The sequence below is a fragment of the Kinneretia sp. DJ1R-11 genome, from assembly GCF_025717595.1.
GTDB lineage: Bacteria > Pseudomonadota > Gammaproteobacteria > Burkholderiales > Burkholderiaceae_C > Paucibacter_A.
In genome coordinates this window covers 20,257-38,365 of the sequence record NZ_JAJIRR010000013.1, presented here as the reverse complement: position 1 = coordinate 38,365, position 18,109 = coordinate 20,257, and the positions used below count along the sequence as shown (strand labels likewise).

The following is an 18,109-nucleotide window of genomic DNA, read 5'->3' as shown; positions in this document are numbered from 1 at the left end:
CGTTCGGATTGCAAGTTGTCTCATTTTTCCGAGAAATGAGACAGCTGCATCGGCACAGTGCCAATCCATGAGCACAGCCGTAACGCAGCAATCGCGCAGCACCAGCCCCAGCACCGAGGTGCGCGAGATCCCGACGCAGGTGCGCGAGGCCTCCCTGGTGCCCAGCACCTTCAACGAGGCCGACAACACCGTCGAGGTGGTCTGGACCACCGGCTCCCGCCGCCGTGCCTACGACTGGTGGACCGAGACCACCTACGAGGAAGAGCTGGCCGTCACCGCCGAAGCGGTGGACATGACCCGCTTCGATGCGGGTGTGGTGCAGGTCATCGACTCGCACCGCGTCTACGGCGGCGTCAGCGCCATCCTCGGCGTGGCTACCCGGGGCTGGATCAGCGGCGGCGAAGGCCGCGCCACGCTCAAGCTCAGCACCCGCGAAGAAGTGGCCGGCATCGTGGCCGACATCCGCGCCGGCATCATCCGCAGCATCTCGTTCGGCTACTCCGTCGAGCGCTACGCCATCACCCGCGCCCAAGACCGCACCGATGGCGTCAACCTGCCCCTGTACCGCGCCGAGCGCTGGACGCCGCAGGAAATCAGCTTCGTCACCGTTCCCGCCGACCCCAACGCCGGCACCCGCTCCCAGCACTCTGACGCCGGCGCCGATGCCGGCGCCGCACACCGTTCTTCGCGTCCGGGCCCGCAAGGCCTGCCCTGCGAATTCGTCCGGGCCGCTTCGGCTCACAACCCCCAAGAGGAAACTCAAATGCCACAGCGTGACCAGGTCACCTCCCCGGGCAATGCACCTGCGTCGCCCGATGTGTCTCAACAGCAGCAGTCGCGGGGCGCCGTCGAGCCGCAAGGCCAGGCCCCGGCCGACCTTGCCCAGCGCGCCGCCAACGCAGCCGCCAGCGCCGCCGCTGACATCACCGAGCTGTGCGCTCGTCACAACGTGCCCCAGCTCGCCGCCGGCATGATCCGCAGCGGCCAGACACTGGAGCAGGCCCGCGGCGCCGTGCTTGAAGAGCTGGCCCGGCGCGATGCCGCCTCGGGCGGCCACAACGCCACCCGCGTCGAGACCGTGCGCGATGAATTCGCCACCCGCATGGAAGGCATGCAAGAAGCGGTCATGTCGCGCGTCAACGCCCGCGCCCCGCTGACCGACAACGGCCGCCAGTTCCGCGGCATGTCCATCATCGAGATGGGCCGCGAACTGCTCGAAACCCACGGCCAGAACACCCGTGGCCTGGACAAGATGACCCTGGCCACCCGCATCCTGACCTTCCGTTCGGGCGGCATGCACAGCAGCAGCGACTTCAGCTCGCTCATGGCCAACGTCGCCAGCAAGCGGCTGCGCGCCAGCTACGAAGAAAACCCCGGCACCTACACCCGCTGGGCCCGCCGCGCGCCGAACGCGCCCGACTTCAAGAACATGAGCGTCGTGCAGCTGGCCGCCATGCCCGACCTGCTGCAGGTCAACGAGCACGGCGAGTTCAAGTACGGCGTGCTGAAAGACGGCGCCGAGACCTACTCTCTGCTGACCTATGGCCGCATCGTGGCACTCACCCGCCAGGCCATCATCAACGATGACCTGCGCGCCTTCGACCGCCTGGTCACCGGCTTCGGTGCCAGCTCGGCCCGCCTGGAAAACCGCACCGTCTACGCCCAGCTCACGGCCAATGCCGCGCTGTCCGACAGCGTGGCCCTGTTCCACGCCACCCATGCCAACCTCGGCACCGGCGCCCCCTCGGCCCTGCAGTTCTCGGCACTGAGCGATGGCCGCAAAGCCATGCGCCTGCAAAAGGGCCTGCAGAGCGAAGAGCTGAATCTGGCGCCTTCCTACCTGATCGTGCCCGCCTCGCTGGAGCAAACCGCCTACCAGCTCACCAGCAGCAACTACACGCCGGCCAAGCAGGTCGATGTGAACGAGTTCCGCCAAGGCGGCCGCACCAGCCTGGAGCCCATCGTCGAGCCCATCCTCGACGCTGCCAGCGCCACCGCCTGGTACCTCGCCGCCACCAACAGCCAAGTCGACACCGTCGAGTACTGCTACCTGGACGGCGCCGAAGGCCCGGTCATCGAAAGCGAAGTCGGCTTCGAAGTGGATGGCATCCAGTTCAAGTGCCGCGAAGACTTTGCCGCCAAGGCCATCGACTACCGCGGTTTGTACAAGGCCAACGGCGCCTGACGCTCCAGCGTCTTGAGCCCAGCGCGCCGGCCTCGACCGGCGCGCCTTCCTGCATCAGCAAATGGGGCGTGCCCCAAGGAACCGACATCATGAAGAATTTTGTTCAAACGGCGGCCGTGCTCGGCGTGCTCGCTCCCTCCGCGCTGGCCAGCGGCGATGGTTGCCTGGTGGGCGCCATCTTCGGTGTGGCTACGACTGCGGCGGCCAACGGCGCACCCGTGGAGATCTCCCGCGAAGGCGTCTTCGACATCACCATGCTCAGTACCGACACCGGCGCGGCCGGTGTCAAGGTCTACTGGGACAACACCAACAAGCGCTTGACAACCACGGTGGGCAGCAACACCCTGGTCGGTGCGCTGGCCGCTGCCAAGGCCAACGGCGAGACCATCGGCCGCGTGCTGCTGGACGGCGTCATCCGCTGAGCTGTCGGCCTGCTGCGCACCATGTTCGACTTCGCTGAAGCCCAGGCCCGCCTGGGCGCCTCCATCGCCCGCTGCATGGCCAACGCCGTGCTGCAGGTGGGGGCGCTCGAGCTACCGGGCAACCTGCGCCGTCGCACCCGGCAGGGTGTGTACGGCATCGGGCTGGACGCCGCGGGTACCGATGTCGAGTTCAACGTGGACACCTCGGCCCTGCTGGGTCTCGATCTGGCGGGTCAGCACGTCAACACCGTGCAGCGCGGTCAAGTCGCCTGGTGGCGCGTCACCAGCGCCACGCCCGATGTGGCGGCCGGTACCACCAACCTCAAGCTCGAGGTCTGGCGCTCATGACCATCACCGCCCACGACGACATCATCGCCGCCATCCTGGCCGCCCTGCGGGCCGAGCCCGGGCTGGCCGCAGCGCGCATCGAAGAGGAAGCCTCCTGGGACCTGCTCCCCGAGTCGGCCCTCAGCGCGGTGTCGGTCGCCTTCATGGGCTCCACGCCCGAGCAGGTGCTGCTGTCCGGCCAGCCGATCGACTGGGTCACCGGCGTGCGCATCAGCTGCCTGCACCGGCAAGACAGCGCCGGCACTGCCGGCCGTGCCAGCCGGGGCCTGCATGGCCTGGTCTATGCCCGGCTCATGTCGGACATCACCCTGGGCGGCCGCGCGCAAGAGGTCAGCCTCCAGCGCATGACCTCTGACACCGAGTTCATGGGCAGCCGCATCGGTGTGCTCCATGCCGACTACCGCATCCAGCACCGCAGTGACGGCGCCACCCTCAACCCCATTTTGTGAGCCGCATTGCCCATGTCACACGCAGCCCCTGATCAGTCTCTTGCGCTCGCGGCCGCGGCCAGCAGCGCCCAGCCCGACCCAGTCGCCCCCATCGGCACCCCGCCTGGCGGCGGCCGCTGGGCCTGGTCTACCGAACAGCAAGCTTGGGTCTCGCTCGACGAACCCCTGGCCCCCGAAACCGCCGTGCAGGAGTAATCCCCCATGCCTCGCTACATCAAAAACACGGCCATTCTGGCCAAGATCGAAACCACGGCCGGCACCGATGCCGTGCCCACCGGCGCCGCTGATGCGGTGCTGGTCTCCGAGCTGAGCATCACTCCGCTGGAGGCTCAGAACGTCGACCGCGCCCTGGTTCGCCCCTTCTTCGGCGCGAGCGAGCAGCTGGTGGCCACGGCCTACCTGCGCTGCAGCTTCACGGTCGAGCTGGCGGGCAGCGGCACCGCGGCAACTGCCCCGCAGTGGGGCGACCTGCTGCTGGCCTGCGCCACGGCCGAGGCACTGCTCGCCACGCCGAATCGGGTGGAATACACCCCGGTCAGCACCGCGCTCAAGACGCTCACCATCTACTGGTACGACGATGGCGTGCTGCACAAGATGGTCGGCGCCATGGGTAATTGCAAGTTGTCCGCCAAGGTCGGCGACCGGCCCAAGCTGATGTTTGATTTCATGGGCGTCGACGCCGGCATCAGCGCTGCGACGCCCTCGGGCGTGGCCTTCACCGCCTGGAAGACGCCGCCCACCATGGCCAAGGCCAATGTGGTGGACATCACCCTGGGCTGCACCTACGCCACCGGCGCGCTGTCGGGTGGCTCGGTGGTGCCCAGCACCGGCATCGAGCTGGACCTCGGCAACTCGGTCAACTTCGTGGCCCTGCTCAGCAATGAGCGGATTGACATCACCGACCGCCAGGTCTCGGGCCATGTCGACCTCGATCTGACTGCGGCGCAGGAGGTCAGCTACATGGCCACGGTCAAGGCCAACAACACCCAGGGCCTGGGCCTGACCATCGGCACGGCCGCCGGCAACAAGATCATCCTGTTTGCCCCTGCTGTGCAGCTCATCAACCCCACCAAGCAAGAACTCAACGGCTCGCGCCTGGTGGGCTTCGACTGCCGCTTCGTGCCCGTCTCGGGCAATGACGAAGTGCGCTTGATCACGCAGTAAGGCCTCGCCCACCATGTCTATCAAACTGACCGTCTCCCCCACCGTCACCGTGCGCGTCAAGGGCACGGTGCCCGCCTCCAACGGCACGGCGCAGCCCTTCGACTTCACACTCATCTGCGACCGTGTGGACGCCGACGAGCTGCGCGAGATCAACGAGTCCGATGCGCGCCTGGCCGATGTGCTGTTGCCGCGCACCAAGGGCTGGGAGCACGTGCTGGACGAGCACGACGCACCCGTGCCGTTCTCGCCCGAGGCATTCAAGCAGCTGTTCCGCATCGTCGGCCTGGCCGGTGTCGCCTGGGTGGCTTACCTGCAGGCCTGCGGCGCCAAGGGCCGCGAAAAAAACTGATGCAAGCCGCGCGCTACTGGGCGCGCGGCGAGCTCACCACCGACTCTGACGACACATCCGACGATGACACCGCAAACGCACCAGCAGGCGACACCACCGACGAAGCCCTCGCGGCTTTCGGGCTGGCGCCTGTGCGCGATGTTGCGCCTGAGCGCTCTGCGGGGGATGTCTTCCACCTCTGGCCCGAACTCGTGCCGGTCTTCAATTTGTTTTGCGAACTGCGCACCCAGTGGCGTGAAGGATGGAGGGGCCGCACGGGGCTGGACTATGCCGGCGTTGAGTCGCACCTGCGCTTGGCGGGCACGCCGCGGCGCGACTGGCCGGCGCTCTTTGCCGACCTGCGCATCATGGAGCGCAGCGCGCTCGATGCCTGGGCTGAGCGGCGCGCACGCGACGAAGCCCGGCGGGGGCTCTGAATGAGCAGTGGCGGCATGTTTCAGCTCGGCATCCGGCTCAGTGCATCTGGCGCCGACGATGTGGCGCGCGAGGCCAAGGCCGCGAGTGACGGTGTCGACCGTCTCGGCAAGTCGAGCAAAGGCGCCAGTGACGCCGGCAGCAGCATGGCCAGCGTGTTCAAAGGCGCGCTGGCCGCTATCGGCGCGGCCGTGAGCGTGCGCGAGTTTGGTCAATGGATGCAAAGCGCCATCGACGCTGGCGACGAAATGAAGGCCTTCTCGCAGAAGACCGGCGTTGCCGTCAAGGAGGTGGCGGGCCTGCAGTTGGCTTTCAAGCAGGGCGGTGTGGACGGTGATGCGCTCACCTCGGCCATCGGCAAGCTCAGCAAGAACATGGTCGAGGGCAATGACGCCTTCGACAAGATGGGCATCAAGACCCGCAATGCCGATGGCTCGCTGCGCAGCGTCAAAGATGTGCTCTACGACGTGGCTGATTCGGTGCGCGAGGTCAAAGACGATCAAGACGATCTGGCCGACTCGTCGGCCGATCTGGCTGACAAGCAGGACCGGCTGGCCAACGGCGCGCAGAAGAGCGCGCTCATGCAAGAGCTGTTCGGCAAGAGCGGCGCGGCGCTGATCCCGGTGCTGGCTGATGGCTCCGAGGGTTTGCTCAAGATGGCCGAGATGGCCGACAAGCTGGGCCTGTCCATGAGCGCTGATGCGGCCGATGCTGCTGACGGGTTCAATGACACGGTCGAGCTGCTCGGGCTCAGCCTTCAGGGTGTGGCTCGGCAGACCATGTCGCAGCTGCTGCCCACCTTGAACAGTCTCACGGGCGCATTCCTCGACACGCTGACCGAGGGCGACACGCTCCGCAAGATCTCCGACAGCCTGGCCGCCGCCATGAAGCTGCTGTTCAGCTCGGGCGTGGTGGTGGTTGAGGTGTTCAACACCATCGGCAAGACGATCGGCGCTGCAGGCGCACAGATCGTGGCTGTGATGTCGGGTGACTTCAAGGGGGCTGCTCAGATCGGGCAGGACTATGCGAAGGATGTGAAGTCGTCGTGGAGCAGTACGGCCACCACCCTCTCCAAGGTCTGGTCCGACTCTGGCGACAAGACCGTCCAAGCCTTGGGCAAAGTCGTCAAGAGCCAGCGCGAGCTCGGCGTCCAAACTGCAGCCGAAGCTCAGAACCAGCTCAAGGCCGCCGAGGCTGCTCGCAAGCACAGCGAAGAGCTGGACAAGCTGGCCGCCTCGACCCGCGCTGAAAGCGCCGGACTGAGCGGCGACTTCTTTGTCAAATGGGCACAGCTCAACGAGCTGCGCACCACCGGCCGCATCAGCGTGGCCGAGCTGGAGGCCGCCCAGGCCAAGCTGCTGGCCCAGCAGCCCTATCAGATCGAGGCCGCCAAGCAGCTGGCCGATTCTCAGAAGCGTGGCATGGAGCTGCTGGGTGCGGTCACGGCTGCCGAGCTCAAGGAGGCCGACACCGTCGCCGCCCTGGTCGAAAAGCAGCGCGAGCACAACGCCAGCATCGGCCTGACCAAAGAACAGCTCGAACGGCTGGAGGTCGCCAAGGTGGCCGACGCGCTGGCCACCGCCGAGCAGCGCCTGCAGGATGCGCTCAAGGTTGATACCGACGCCGCCGTGCTTGATGCCATCACCCAGCAGGTCGAGGGCTTGCGCACACTGAAGAAGCTGAAGGAAGAGGGCGTTATCACCCAGGCGACGGTCGATTCCGCCAAGGCTGCCAGCGAAGCCTGGGCCAAGACCAGCGAGGACATTGGTCGAGGTGTGACCGACTCCCTTTTCCGCGCGTTTGAGAAGGGCCAGGGTGGACTCTCGACCTTTATCGACGGCGTCAAGAACACCCTCAAGGCAACGGTATTCAAGGTTTTCATGCAGCCGGTGCAGGCCGGCATCGGCTCCATGCTGGGCATGGCCTCGGGCGGCGCCAGCGCTGGCACCGGCACCGGTGGCATGGGCAGCTTGATGGGTAGCCTCAACAGCCTGGGCAGCCTGCTCGGCAACGTCAACAGCAGCATCGGCAGCTTCCTGTCGCCAGCGGCTGGTGGCCTGGGCAGCTTGATGCAAAGCGCCGGTGACTGGATGACGGGCGGCCTGGGCAATCTGTCCACAGGCCCGCTCGCTGATGTGGGCGGCTGGCTCAGCGGCACGGGCAACAGCCTCACCTCCAGCGCGGGCGGCAGCATGCTGGCCGACGGCATGGGCTATGCCGGCGCGCTGGTCAACCTCGCGCAGGGCAAGTACGGCGCGGCTGCGGGCAGCGCTATTGGTACCTATTTTGGTGGACCCATCGGCGCGGCCATTGGCAATGCGCTGGGAAGCTTGGCCGACAAGCTGTTTGCAGGGAACGCTGGCACGCCTCATATGGGGGCCATGTATGTCTCCGATTCGTCGGGCGGTTATGTGCCGGCCGATCGAGCCGTCGGCAATATGGCGTGGGGTGATTCAGTCCACAAAAACCACAGCCAGGGCGTGGAAGATTCGCTCAAGGTGCTGACCGGCGGCAGTGCTTCGGTGCTGAACAACCTGGCCGCTGCATTTGGGGGCGCGCGCGACTTCAAGGTCGGCGGCTACTGGGCGGCCGACGGCAAAGACGCCAGCCAGGGCGACACGCGGATCTGGCGCGGCAGCCAGGTCATCTCGCCCAGCTCCAGCGCGCACTACTACTTCGCCAAAGACGGCGAGACCGGCCTGAAGGAGTACACCGCCAACATGGCGCGCGAGGTGCGCAATGCCATGGGGCAGATTGACTTGCCGTCCTGGGCGAAAGACCAGCTCGACGCTCTGGGTACCGGCGCCACGCTGGACCAGCTCGCGCAGGCCGTGTCGGCCATTTCCACCACCCAGCAAGCCCTCAAAGGCCTGGGTGACTTCTTTACGCCTTTGGGCGGCGTGTTCGGCCGCATCGCGGGCCTCAGCGCTGACGCCACCATGCAGCTGGCCGGCTTCGCGGGCGGCATCGACCAGTTGATCGGCAAGACCAAGTCATTTGTCGACAACTATTACAGCGCCGATGAGAAGAATGCCATCGCTGCCGGCTCCATCCAGCGCGCTCTGAAAGAGGCAGGCATCACCGCCGATCTCGGCAGCAAAGACGATCTGCGCGCCCTCATGGACCGTGCAGACGTCAGCACCGAAGCGGGCTTGAAGCAGGTCGCGGCGCTGCTGGACATTGCCGGCGCCTTTGCGCCCGTGGGCGACTACCTCAAAGAGCAGGGCAAGACCCTGTCGCAGCTCGCCGCGCAAGCGCCCCAGGTGGCGCTGCTGCAGACCCTGCAAACCAAGACCGAGGCGCAGGTCAACTACCAGGCGCAGGCCGTGGAGGGCATCACGCAGCTGGATGACACCTTCACCCAGATCGGCGCCCAGATCAGCGCCGGCCTGGCGGCGGTGCAATCTGCCGTCGAGTCGGGCCTGGCGCAGGTGACCTCGGCCACCAATGCCAGCCGCAAGGCCTGGGAGCGTTTTGACGACAACGATGCACTCACCGTGCGCGTGGTGGCTGCATGAAGTTCATCAATCCGGTCACCGTCACCGACGCCGTGCTGCTCTCCAGCAGCGTGGCCGAGCCATCGGGCTCTGACCCCGCGCTGTGGTCAGCCGGTACGGCCTACGGCCGCGACGCGCTGGTGCGCCGGCCTAACCACCGCATTTACAAGCGTCTGGCGCCCGGCACCACGGCCACGGCGCCCGAAGATGATCTATCCCCGGTCTCGCCGGCCACCGAGGCCAACTGGAAAGACATGCTGCCCACCAATATGTGGGCCATGTTCGACCAGGAAGTCAACACCCAGACGGTCGCCACCGGCTCGCTGTCCGTCACGTTGGCGCCGGGCTTCGCCAACAGCCTGGTGCTGATGGAGCTGGAGGGCGCGCAAGCCGTGGTCAGCGAGACCAGCAGCGCCGGCGGGCCCACGGTGTACAGCCGCACCATCCCGCTCGATGTCTCCAGCGTCACCGACTGGTATCAGTACTTTTTTGAGCCGTTCACCCAGCGCAAGACGGTCGTGCTGACGGACTTGCCTCCGTACCTCAATGCTCGCGTAACGGTGACCATCACTGGGACCGGTGAAGTTCGCTGTGGCCAGTGCGTGCTCGGCACGCTGTACTCGGTAGGCGGCACCCAGAAGGGCGCCACGGCCGGCGTTCGAGACTATTCGAAGAACGAGACCGACCCTGAAACCCAAGTGGTCAGTCTCAAACCAGGCAAGCGCCGCCGCACCCTGCGTGCGCGCCTGGAAGTGCCCAACGGCGCCGAGAGCGCCATCCATGCGCTTCTGGAAAGCCGCCTTGGCCGCAACAGCGTCTGGCTGGGCGACGACGTCGGTGTCGTCGACCCGCTGGTGGTGTTTGGTTTCACCGAAGACTTCGAGCTCGAGTACCAAGGCGTCGCAAAGAACTACTACAGCTTCACCATCCAAGGGACCACCTGACCATGCCCATCACCACGCCCCCGGTTGGCACCGATCCGCCGACACTCCCAACCCGAGAGGCCCCGGTCAACTTCCCGGCCCGGGCCGATGCCTTCCTGGCCTGGGTGGCTTCGTTTTACGCCTATGTCGTCTCGGCCCTGGCCAATGTGTTCAACAACGCCACCGAGGCCTTCAACGCCGCAGTGGCTGCAGCCGCCAGCGCGGCCTCGGCCCTGGCGTCTGCGGCAGCTGCTGCCAGCAGTGCCACGGCCGCCGCCAGCTCGGCCGGTGCGGCCCTGTGGGTCAGCGGCACTTATGCGGGTGGCGCAGCAGCGCGCAGCCCGTCGACGCTGCGCGTTTACATCAACCGGACCGCGGGCAGTCGCACCACAGACCCCGCGCTTGACCCGACAAACTGGGCATTCCCGGCGGGCTACCTGACCGTCGTGCCGCGAACAGGCACGGCGCACACCGTCACGGCCAACGAGCGCAGCAACTTCACGAACGCCGGCGCGGTTGCCGTCGTGCTGCCGACCACGCTGGCGGCGGGCGATGAATGGGCGGGGCACTTTGACAACGCGCGGCTCGACAACACCTTCGATCTGGGGACCAACTCCCTCAAGCACAACGGCGTGACGCGCTCGGGCGTTGTCACGATCAATCTACTCGGGCCGGTCAATCTGGTCTGGGGCGGCGACTATTGGAGGTTCAAGTAATGCCCGGCAATCTCACTGATTTTTTGCTTGGCGGTTCGGGTCGAGTCAGCCTCTTGCCTTGCGGCTTTGGCTGGAACAGCACGAGCAATGTGGGCATGACTGGCCCCTCGCTCCAGACGCTGTCCGGCGCCTGCGTTGCCAACACCTGGAAGACCGTGCTTTCGGTGTCTGGTTCGGCGTCGCGGCTCAACGCCTTGATGCTGAGCATTCAAGACGCAACGGCCCGCACGGTCAAGCTTCGAATCACCATCGATGGCGTGGTGGTGTTTGATGAGCCAAAGGCTGTCAGCAACACGCTCAAGCTGATCGTGATCGGTCAGGTTGTGGGTGGCACCACAAACAGCTTGATCTTTCAGCCTGTGGATGCGGCCAGCACCTTGCTTGTCGAGTACCAAAGCAACCTCACCGAAACCGACAAGGTGAGCTTTGCCTACAACTACGAGGTGCGTTGATGGGCGACTACACCACCACCCAGAGCGGCGGCGCCGTCGTCGTGCGCCTGGATCGGCCCGTCACGGCTACCCCGATTGTTCCGGTCGTGTCGATGCGCCAGGCGCAGCTGGCCCTGCACGCTGCTGGAAAGCTCGCAGCGGTGGAGTCAGCCATTGCAGCCATGGCCGAGCCTCAGCGCAGTGCGGCGCGCATCGAGTTTGAGCGTGCTGGTACGGTCGCCCGCGACCACCCCAGCACCGCCCTGATCGGCACAGCCGCTGGCCTCAGCGAGGCCGAGATCGACGCGCTATTCGCCGCAGCGGCGCTCATCCCATGAGCTGCGTCCTGCCCCCGCACCAGATCCGAGACAACAACAGAAAAGGGACCCCCATGGCCGAACCCACCTCCAGCGGCGCTGCCGGCCTGCTCGGCTGGAAGCTCATTGGCGGCGCAGCGGGCTTTGCCGCCGGCGGCGCGAGCCTGGCTGCCGTCGTCGTCATGATCATGACCCCGCCGCGCTCGGTCAAAGAGTGGGCCGTGGGCCTCATCAGCACAGTGGTCTGCAGCGTTGCAGGCGGCGCTTGGCTGCTGCACTGGCTGGGCATGGATGACCTGGCAGCGAGCGGACCGGCTGGCCTTGCCACGCTCTTCGGCTTGTGCTTTGCCTGTGGCCTTCCGGGCTGGGCGCTCGTGCGCGCCATCTTCAGCTGGATGGCGAAGCGCAAGGATAAAGACATCGCCGAGCTCGCGGGTGAGGTGCGCAGCATCGTCACGGGAGGGCCTGGGTCATGAAGATCAGCATTGAAGACTATTTCATGGACCACCGCGAGCGGTACCCGCTCGCGCTCGGCCCCGACATCGAGCGAGAGGCTGCCCGCACTGTAGGCCTTGCGAATCAGCTGCTCGACCAGGCGGCCACCTTTGGCGTGGTGTTGCATCAACTCCACCCGGAGCACAAGTCCTTGGTGTCGTCGGGCTGGCGGCCACCTGCCTATAACGCCACCGTCCCACGAGCTGCGCCGAACAGCAAGCACATGACCGGCTGCGCCATCGATCTGTATGACCCCGATGGCGAGCTTGACGACTGGCTCGTCGGCGGCGAGGGCCAGGCGGCGCTGGTGGCCCTGGGCCTTTGGATGGAGCATCCATCGGCAACAAAGGGATGGGCGCATTTGCAGACGCTGCCGCCCAAGTCTCGCAAGCGTGTCTTCTACCCCTGAAGGGAACCGATATGTTGAATGTTGTCTCTCAGTTTTTCAGCGCGCCCGACAAGCTGGCGCACATGAAGGCCGGCTCGCTGGCTGCGCTCTTCGGTGCTGCGTTGGGCGCGGCCGTTGTGGCGCTGCTTCTCGCGCTGCTGGGCCTGCAGGGCGTGCAGCTGCCGCTGCTGCTGTGTGTGGTGCTCATGCTGGTCTGCGCCGCAGTCGGCTCGCTGGCTACAGCCACGGCGGCCGGCATCGCCAAAGAGCGGGCCGACCAGGCTGACAACCTCATATACCCCGGCATGCACGGGGTCGAGGTGGCCGATGCGGTGGCCACCGGCCTGCCTGGTCTCGCGCTCTGTGTCGTGCTGTGCGTCGTGGCTCTGCAGTTGAGTGAGCCCCTGGTGGCGCCATGGGTGGCCTGAGCCGCGCCTTGGTGCTGGCCTTGCTGGCGGCGCTGGCCCTGGCCGGCTGGCAGTGGTGCGCCGCCACGGCCGCCCGAGCCGAAACGGCCGAGGTGCGCCTGCAGTTCGCCAGCTATCGCGAAGCGCAAGAGCGCCAGGCCCGCCAGGCGCTCGAAACCTTGCGGGTAGACAAATCCCGCGCCGACAAGATCCGCCAGGAGGCTCTCGATGCTGAATACCTTGCCCGCCTTGCTGCTGAGGCTGACGCTCGCGGTGCTGACGCTGCTGCTGGCCAGCTGCGCCGCCACGCCACAGACCTTGCCGCCACCCTACGTGCCGGCGCTGGCGCAGATCCCGCCGTTGCCGCTGGCAGCGAAGCAGCCGCCACCACCGCCGATCTGCTCGCCCAGTTGCTCGACCGGGTTGACGGCGCTGCGGGTGAGATTGGCCGGTATGCCGATCAGGCTCGGCGCGCCGGCCAGCTCTGCGAGCGCCACTACGGCGCCCTGATTCCACCTGATGACACCCCTGAGGGACCCTCACCATGACCATCGCCCGTTTTGAGAAAACCGTGCGCGCCGCCTACACCGGCCGCGCCATGAACCTGCTGGCCGGCACCATCGTCGGCCAGCTGGTCGACACCTCGCTCTACACGCCCGATTTCGCCAACCATGAGTTTCTGAGTTCAATCCCGGCCGGCGCGCGGCTGGGTGCTCCCTTTGTGCTTTCGGGCAAGAGCCTCAGCGCCGCCAATGTGTTCGATGCGGCCGATGTGGTGGCGCATGACTTTGGCGCGCCCTTGGGCGCCTCCGGTGAAGCCATCGTGCTGCTCGAATCCACGGGCACCGATGCAACCAGCCCGCTGATCCTCTGGATCGATCAGGACGCCAATGGCGCCATCAGCGCGCCAATTGGCAGCCCCGGCCTGTCCGTGACCTGGTCGGATGGCGCCAACAAAATCATGCGGGTCTGAGCGCTGTGGTCACGCCTCGAAACGTTGCTTACACCGGCGCTCCTGGTGCAACCCTCTACGTTGGCCGCTCGGCCCCGGTAGCCGGCCCGCGCTTCTCGGCGGTCAATATGCTGTCTGAAGACGCGGCCACCGTGCCCACTGCGGTAACGAATCAAGTGGTGTCCATCGAGCTGCACGGCTCGGGCGGCGGGGTCACGCCGTCACCACAAGGGCGGCTGTGGGAGGCCGCTCTTGCCGGCGGGCTGGAGTACGACCAGAAGACCACGTTCAAGTGGAGCGAGGTCAAGTCCGTGCGCGCGGGCGTTACCGCCATTCGGCCCTACGACACCCAGGGCAACTACCCCAGCGGTGCGCGGCGCGAGTCGTACTGGATGGGCTGGACCGATGGTCCGGATGTCGGAAAGATGCGCCTCTACACCGAGCGCACGCTCGACGCGCTCATGGACCACATCGCCGCCCACCAGGCCAATATCGGGCTCACCAAGTGGGTACTCTCGGGTGGCTCGATGGGCGCGTGGGGCACGATGACCTACGGCATCCGCCGCCCAACCCGATTTGCTGCGCTGTACCCAGACCGCCCGCGCTGGCGCTACAACAACACGGTCGGCAATGTCAGCATCGTGAGCTGGAACTCGTCAACGGCGCCGAGCTATCCCGTGGCATCAGCGCCGCTGAAGGTGGATGATGACGGTGGCGGTTCGATGGCTGCGCATCTGGACCACATTGCCTACGTGTCTGACACCAGCAAGCAGATCCCCTGGATCGGCTGGTGCGTGGGCCGTAACGATGGCTACACGCCGTTCTCGGATCACATCGCTGCGGTCGCTGCACTGCGGGCCGCCAAGCGCGGCTTCGCCTTCGTCTGGAATGACGGAAACCACAGCGTCGGCAGCATCCCCTCGCAGATCACCTCCAGCTACCCGCCCGGCACTTTTGAGGTCGGCAAGGGCTATCCGCTGTTCACCAATCACTCAGGCGATCAAGACCCCGCCGTCGATCTTTCGGGCGGCATCAACCTGGGCCTGACCTTCCGCAATGTGGTCGAGTCGGCGGCCGGCTGGTCCTGCGAAGTCACCAGCCTGCTCGGCGCGCGCACCGTCACCGTCGAGCCCAAGAGCGCCGTGTTCGTCAAGGCCGTCTCGCCGCAAGTCGTCAACATTCCCGCCGCGAACACCTGGGTCGCGGTGGCCTTCAGCTAAGGACGAACCATGCCATTGGCAATCAACACAGCGGACCCGCTGTTTTCAAAACTAACCTACCTGCTGGCGGTTGACGATGACGGCCAGATCAAGTTCCTCAAGGGTGGGCTCACGCCCGTCGTCGGCACGGGCGTCACGATCCAGCCGGACGGCGCCGGCAAGTACGGCCGAGCCTTCCGCACCGGCCAGGCGCTGAGCATTGAATCGCTGGTGCGCTGGGCCACGCAGACCCATACCACGCAGCAAGATGTGGCGGTTTTCATTGCCCACAACCGATTCAACGCAGCCGCGTCCACGGGCGCGGGTACCTTCCCGGGCATGTTGTTCACCGGCGACCCGACCGCCAGCGTGGCGCATCTGGTCTGCAATGGTGAAGTCAGCGTCAGCAGCGGCAAGTTCCTGCCAGGCTGGGCCACATCCATCGCGCCCGCTACAGTTGAGACTTACGGCACGACGGTTGATGTCCGCAGCACGGGTCCGGCGACGCTCGGCTGGCGCCATAAGGGTGTAGCAGCAGGTACAGCGGCGCCCGTGGTGGCCTATGTCAACGGCGTGCGCGACTCCAACTTCGCTGCCGCATACGCCACCAGCAGCTCCATCTATGGCGGCGCGCTGACCACTGCCGAGTTTGCCGGCATCGGCGGCATGGTCAAGGCCAACGTGGCAAACAGCTACGCCAGCTTCGACTTCGTCTACGTGGCCGTCTTCATCGGCCAGGCCCTCACCGACGCCGACTTCCAGCGACTGCACGACTCCCTGACCGGCGGCAACGCCTTCGCACTGACCACCACCGCAACTCTCGCCGCGCCAGCCATCACGGCCCAGCCCGCAGGCCAGAGCGTGACGGCCGGCGGCACCGCCACCTTTTCCGCCACCGTCACCGGCACGCCCGCGCCCACCCTCAAGTGGCAGCGCAGCACGAATAGCGGGGGAAGTTGGGCAGACATTGCCGGTGCTGCAGCGGCCAGCTACACCACGCCAGCCACTGCGGTCAGCGGCGGCTCCGCGAACAATGGCGACCAGTACCGCCTGGTCGCCACCAACAGCCAGGGCACGGCCACCAGCAACGCCGCCACGCTCACCGTGCTGGCCGGTGCCGACACCACGCCACCCGCGCTGTCGGGCACCATCGACATCACCGATGTGACGCAGACCAGCTGGGTGGGTACCTGGGCCGCGGCAACGGATGCGGTGGGCGTCACGGGGTATGACATCAGCACTGACGGCGGTGCCACCTGGCCCACCACCAACTGGCCGGCCGCCACTTTCAACTTCACCGGCTACGCAGCCGGCACCAGCTACCAGGTGCGGGTCCGCGCGCGGGATGCCGCTGGCAACCTCTCCAGCACCATCTCGGGCAGCGTCACCACGCTTGCAGGCACCCTGGCCAGCATCAACTTGGGCCAGGCCACGCATGTGCTCAAAGACAACCTGGGCGCCGTGTTCGCCAACACGCCTGTCAAGCTCAGCATTCAGCGCGCCGACACCGACGCCTTGGTGCTGGCCAAGAACCTGTCCACCTCCGGCGCCGGCCTATGTGGCGTGGTGTCTGACGCGGCGCTGGCATCTGGCGTCATCTACGACATCAAGGTCACTGTCGTGGCGACTGGCGCCAAGGGCCTCTTCACGGCAACAGCAGCATGAGCATCCGCGTCGACACCACCAGCCTGATCCCGGGCGCCATCGTCTGCGGCAGCCGTGGCCTCGGCGTGCTCGGCTCCGTCATCCGCGCCAACACGGCGGCCGGTGCGGCCGGCCCCGGCCTGCTGTATGCAGACTGGGACGGTGCCGCCGATGACAGCGTCGAGATCCGCATGCTGATCGAGCGCTGGCCAGTCAACGGCATCCTGGCGCTGGGCGAAGACGGCGCTGGGTCTTACAGTGGCGGCGCCGATTACGCCATCGCCCGCGTCTTTGCTGACGGGGTCGACAAAGGCACCAAGGTCATCAGCTTCTTCGGCGGTGCGCCTGGTTCGGGCTCGGTGTCACTCTCGGGCCTGGGGGGCTACGCTGCGCCGGTCGGCTTTGGTCTGCCGACGGTGTCTGCCCAGGGTGAGGCGGCTGTGGTTCAACTCACGGGCCTGGGTGGCCTGGCGTCTGTGTCGGCTTTCGGTCTTCCCCATATTCTCGCCACGCCCGAAGGAGGCAGCATCGTGACGACCCCAGCCGGGCGAATTCTCAAAGTAGCGCAGGACGGCGTGCACCCCGGCGGCATGCTGCAGCCCCTGCCTTTCTCCCCGGGCGCCAAGCTCGACGTCGTGTGGGACTGGAGCGGCTGGCTGGAGGCCGGCGAGTCGATCATCAGCAAAGACGTGCTGCCCGCCGACGGCCTGACCCTGCGGAGCCAGTCCCTGCCCAGCCCCAGCTCTGTGCTGGCCTGGCTGGAGTTGGCCGAAAGCGCCGCAATCGGGGCTCAGCTCGGCGCCAAGTGCCGCATTGTGACCAGCCTGGGTCGGGTCGAGCTGCGCGAAGTGCGGCTTGTGGCCATGCAGCGCTAGTCGGTGGGTGTGCTGACGTCTGCATGCTGGCGGGCCTGTCCTGCCAGCATGACAAACCAGGCCTGCCGGTAGGTCTGCCCGCCCACAGACTGCTCGCCGACGATCACCATGCCGCGTGCGTCCAGCCGGGTGACTGTGGCGTCGCTCAGCGGCGGGATGATCGGCGGGTTGCTGATCTCCCCGAACGCAGTGAGCGTCGCCGTTGTCACCATTCGGTGCTCTTGGCTGTTGTGCAGCTGCCAGCGGGTCATGCGCAAGTGGCCGCGCGTGGGGCCGTCCAGCTCGGACTGGGGGAGTTTGACGCCGCGGCGGCGCAGCTGGATGACATCAACAAGCATGCGCGGATTGTGTGGCCCGGGTGGCTCGTGGCGTGAGCCAGGCCGATGGTGGGGCAGGGCGATCACCTGGGGCGCCGCGTTTGGGTGCCCCGCGTGGCCAGCGCGCCGTTGTGCACCTCGGCTGCTCAAGGCCCTGTCCCGGATCGGAGGTTACGCCGCGGGGAGTTGCTTGTCACGTCGCGCGCGCTCTCAATCCGTGTGCGTATATATATATGTATGGGTTGTCAGCGCTGGTTCTCATCGCGGTGATGCCGGCAGGTGCAATTCAGATGCGGTCATTCGCACGTAAGCCTTGAGAATGGCGTGTTTCCGAGGGGCGACGGGGTTCAACTCCTGAGATGGGAATTGAATTCGGGCTGTTGAGTTGATTGCCTGTTGATCTTGCTGTGTTGTCGCTGGAAGTCTTTGCATTCGCACGCGGCTCGCACGTGAGTGCTGCAGGTGGCGCATTTGCAGGGCCTGTCGGGGGTTCAATTCCCCCCGGCTCCACCAATATCCAGTTCGCTGATTTTCGCGAGCATCCAAAAGGCCCAAGTTGCGTGACAACTTGGGCCTTTTTCTTTTTGCGCATGGTCGCTTGTGCTTTTCCGCTACTT

At 66.3% G+C, this 18,109-nt stretch carries 22 protein-coding genes; 21 read left to right on the top strand and 1 reads right to left on the bottom strand.

Annotated features, from left to right (window positions below):
- Positions 1 to 67 precede the first annotated feature (67 nt).
- The 21 genes from LNV23_RS18980 (at position 68) to LNV23_RS18880 (ending at position 17,175) form a co-directional block, all read left to right on the top strand.
- Positions 68 to 2,185 (top strand): prohead protease/major capsid protein fusion protein, encoded by a 2,118-nt coding sequence (locus LNV23_RS18980; RefSeq protein ID WP_263564423.1) that lies wholly within the window; start codon positions 68 to 70, stop codon positions 2,183 to 2,185.
- Between the two features lie 89 nt (positions 2,186 to 2,274).
- Complete coding sequence (locus tag LNV23_RS18975) at positions 2,275 to 2,607, top strand: DUF2190 family protein (RefSeq protein WP_263564422.1); 333 nt, start codon at positions 2,275 to 2,277, stop codon at positions 2,605 to 2,607.
- A gap of 21 nt (positions 2,608 to 2,628) precedes the next feature.
- On the top strand, positions 2,629 to 2,955 hold the full coding sequence (locus LNV23_RS18970) for a hypothetical protein (RefSeq protein WP_263564421.1): 327 nt from the start codon (positions 2,629 to 2,631) through the stop codon (positions 2,953 to 2,955).
- A complete protein-coding gene (locus LNV23_RS18965) occupies positions 2,952 to 3,404 on the top strand; it encodes a hypothetical protein (protein ID WP_263564420.1) in 453 nt (150 codons plus the stop codon). Before LNV23_RS18970 ends, LNV23_RS18965 begins: the two co-directional genes overlap by 4 nt.
- Positions 3,405 to 3,416: 12 nt before the next feature.
- Positions 3,417 to 3,599 (top strand): hypothetical protein, encoded by a 183-nt coding sequence (locus LNV23_RS18960; protein ID WP_263564419.1) that lies wholly within the window; start codon positions 3,417 to 3,419, stop codon positions 3,597 to 3,599.
- A gap of 6 nt (positions 3,600 to 3,605) precedes the next feature.
- A complete protein-coding gene (locus LNV23_RS18955; protein WP_263564418.1) occupies positions 3,606 to 4,568 on the top strand; it encodes a phage tail tube protein in 963 nt (320 codons plus the stop codon).
- Between the two features lie 13 nt (positions 4,569 to 4,581).
- The gene (locus LNV23_RS18950; RefSeq protein ID WP_263564417.1) at positions 4,582 to 4,917 is read left to right on the top strand and encodes a hypothetical protein; all 336 of its coding nucleotides are present in this window, start codon (positions 4,582 to 4,584) and stop codon (positions 4,915 to 4,917) included.
- Positions 4,917 to 5,333 carry a DUF1799 domain-containing protein gene (locus tag LNV23_RS18945; protein WP_263564416.1) on the top strand — a complete coding sequence of 139 codons (417 nt, stop codon included), beginning with the start codon at positions 4,917 to 4,919 and terminating at the stop codon, positions 5,331 to 5,333. Before LNV23_RS18950 ends, LNV23_RS18945 begins: the two co-directional genes overlap by 1 nt.
- A 15-nt stretch (positions 5,334 to 5,348) precedes the next feature.
- Positions 5,349 to 8,849 (top strand): hypothetical protein, encoded by a 3,501-nt coding sequence (locus LNV23_RS18940; protein ID WP_263564415.1) that lies wholly within the window; start codon positions 5,349 to 5,351, stop codon positions 8,847 to 8,849.
- Positions 8,846 to 9,772: a hypothetical protein gene (locus LNV23_RS18935; protein WP_263564414.1), complete on the top strand. Its 927-nt coding sequence runs from the start codon at positions 8,846 to 8,848 to the stop codon at positions 9,770 to 9,772. The genes LNV23_RS18940 and LNV23_RS18935 overlap by 4 nt, the downstream gene beginning before the upstream one ends.
- A 2-nt stretch (positions 9,773 to 9,774) precedes the next feature.
- Positions 9,775 to 10,467, top strand: a complete 693-nt coding sequence (locus tag LNV23_RS18930; protein ID WP_263564413.1) for a hypothetical protein — start codon at positions 9,775 to 9,777, stop codon at positions 10,465 to 10,467.
- 95 nt (positions 10,468 to 10,562) lie between these two features.
- The gene (locus LNV23_RS18925) at positions 10,563 to 10,919 is read left to right on the top strand and encodes a hypothetical protein (protein WP_263564412.1); all 357 of its coding nucleotides are present in this window, start codon (positions 10,563 to 10,565) and stop codon (positions 10,917 to 10,919) included.
- A complete protein-coding gene (locus LNV23_RS18920; RefSeq protein WP_263564411.1) occupies positions 10,919 to 11,236 on the top strand; it encodes a hypothetical protein in 318 nt (105 codons plus the stop codon). Before LNV23_RS18925 ends, LNV23_RS18920 begins: the two co-directional genes overlap by 1 nt.
- 53 nt (positions 11,237 to 11,289) lie before the next feature.
- On the top strand, positions 11,290 to 11,691 hold the full coding sequence (locus LNV23_RS18915; RefSeq protein WP_263564410.1) for a hypothetical protein: 402 nt from the start codon (positions 11,290 to 11,292) through the stop codon (positions 11,689 to 11,691).
- Positions 11,688 to 12,119 (top strand): hypothetical protein, encoded by a 432-nt coding sequence (locus LNV23_RS18910; protein ID WP_263564409.1) that lies wholly within the window; start codon positions 11,688 to 11,690, stop codon positions 12,117 to 12,119. The genes LNV23_RS18915 and LNV23_RS18910 overlap by 4 nt, the downstream gene beginning before the upstream one ends.
- Before the next feature lie 11 nt (positions 12,120 to 12,130).
- Positions 12,131 to 12,526: a hypothetical protein gene (locus LNV23_RS18905; protein WP_263564408.1), complete on the top strand. Its 396-nt coding sequence runs from the start codon at positions 12,131 to 12,133 to the stop codon at positions 12,524 to 12,526.
- Positions 12,514 to 13,053, top strand: a complete 540-nt coding sequence (locus LNV23_RS18900; protein ID WP_263564407.1) for a DUF2514 family protein — start codon at positions 12,514 to 12,516, stop codon at positions 13,051 to 13,053. The genes LNV23_RS18905 and LNV23_RS18900 overlap by 13 nt, the downstream gene beginning before the upstream one ends.
- Positions 13,050 to 13,478 carry a hypothetical protein gene (locus LNV23_RS18895; RefSeq protein WP_263564406.1) on the top strand — a complete coding sequence of 143 codons (429 nt, stop codon included), beginning with the start codon at positions 13,050 to 13,052 and terminating at the stop codon, positions 13,476 to 13,478. The genes LNV23_RS18900 and LNV23_RS18895 overlap by 4 nt, the downstream gene beginning before the upstream one ends.
- Positions 13,479 to 13,585: 107 nt before the next feature.
- The gene (locus LNV23_RS18890) at positions 13,586 to 14,677 is read left to right on the top strand and encodes an alpha/beta hydrolase family protein (RefSeq protein WP_263564405.1); all 1,092 of its coding nucleotides are present in this window, start codon (positions 13,586 to 13,588) and stop codon (positions 14,675 to 14,677) included.
- 9 nt (positions 14,678 to 14,686) lie between these two features.
- Positions 14,687 to 16,321, top strand: a complete 1,635-nt coding sequence (locus tag LNV23_RS18885) for a phage tail protein (protein WP_263564404.1) — start codon at positions 14,687 to 14,689, stop codon at positions 16,319 to 16,321.
- A complete protein-coding gene (locus tag LNV23_RS18880; RefSeq protein ID WP_263564403.1) occupies positions 16,318 to 17,175 on the top strand; it encodes a phage fiber-tail adaptor protein in 858 nt (285 codons plus the stop codon). The genes LNV23_RS18885 and LNV23_RS18880 overlap by 4 nt, the downstream gene beginning before the upstream one ends.
- On the opposite strand, the gene LNV23_RS18875 is transcribed toward LNV23_RS18880, so the two are convergent.
- Positions 17,172 to 17,513, bottom strand: a complete 342-nt coding sequence (locus LNV23_RS18875; protein ID WP_263564402.1) for a hypothetical protein — start codon at positions 17,511 to 17,513, stop codon at positions 17,172 to 17,174. The two genes, LNV23_RS18880 and LNV23_RS18875, sit on opposite strands and share 4 nt — an antisense overlap.
- Between the last annotated feature and the right edge of the window lie 596 nt (positions 17,514 to 18,109).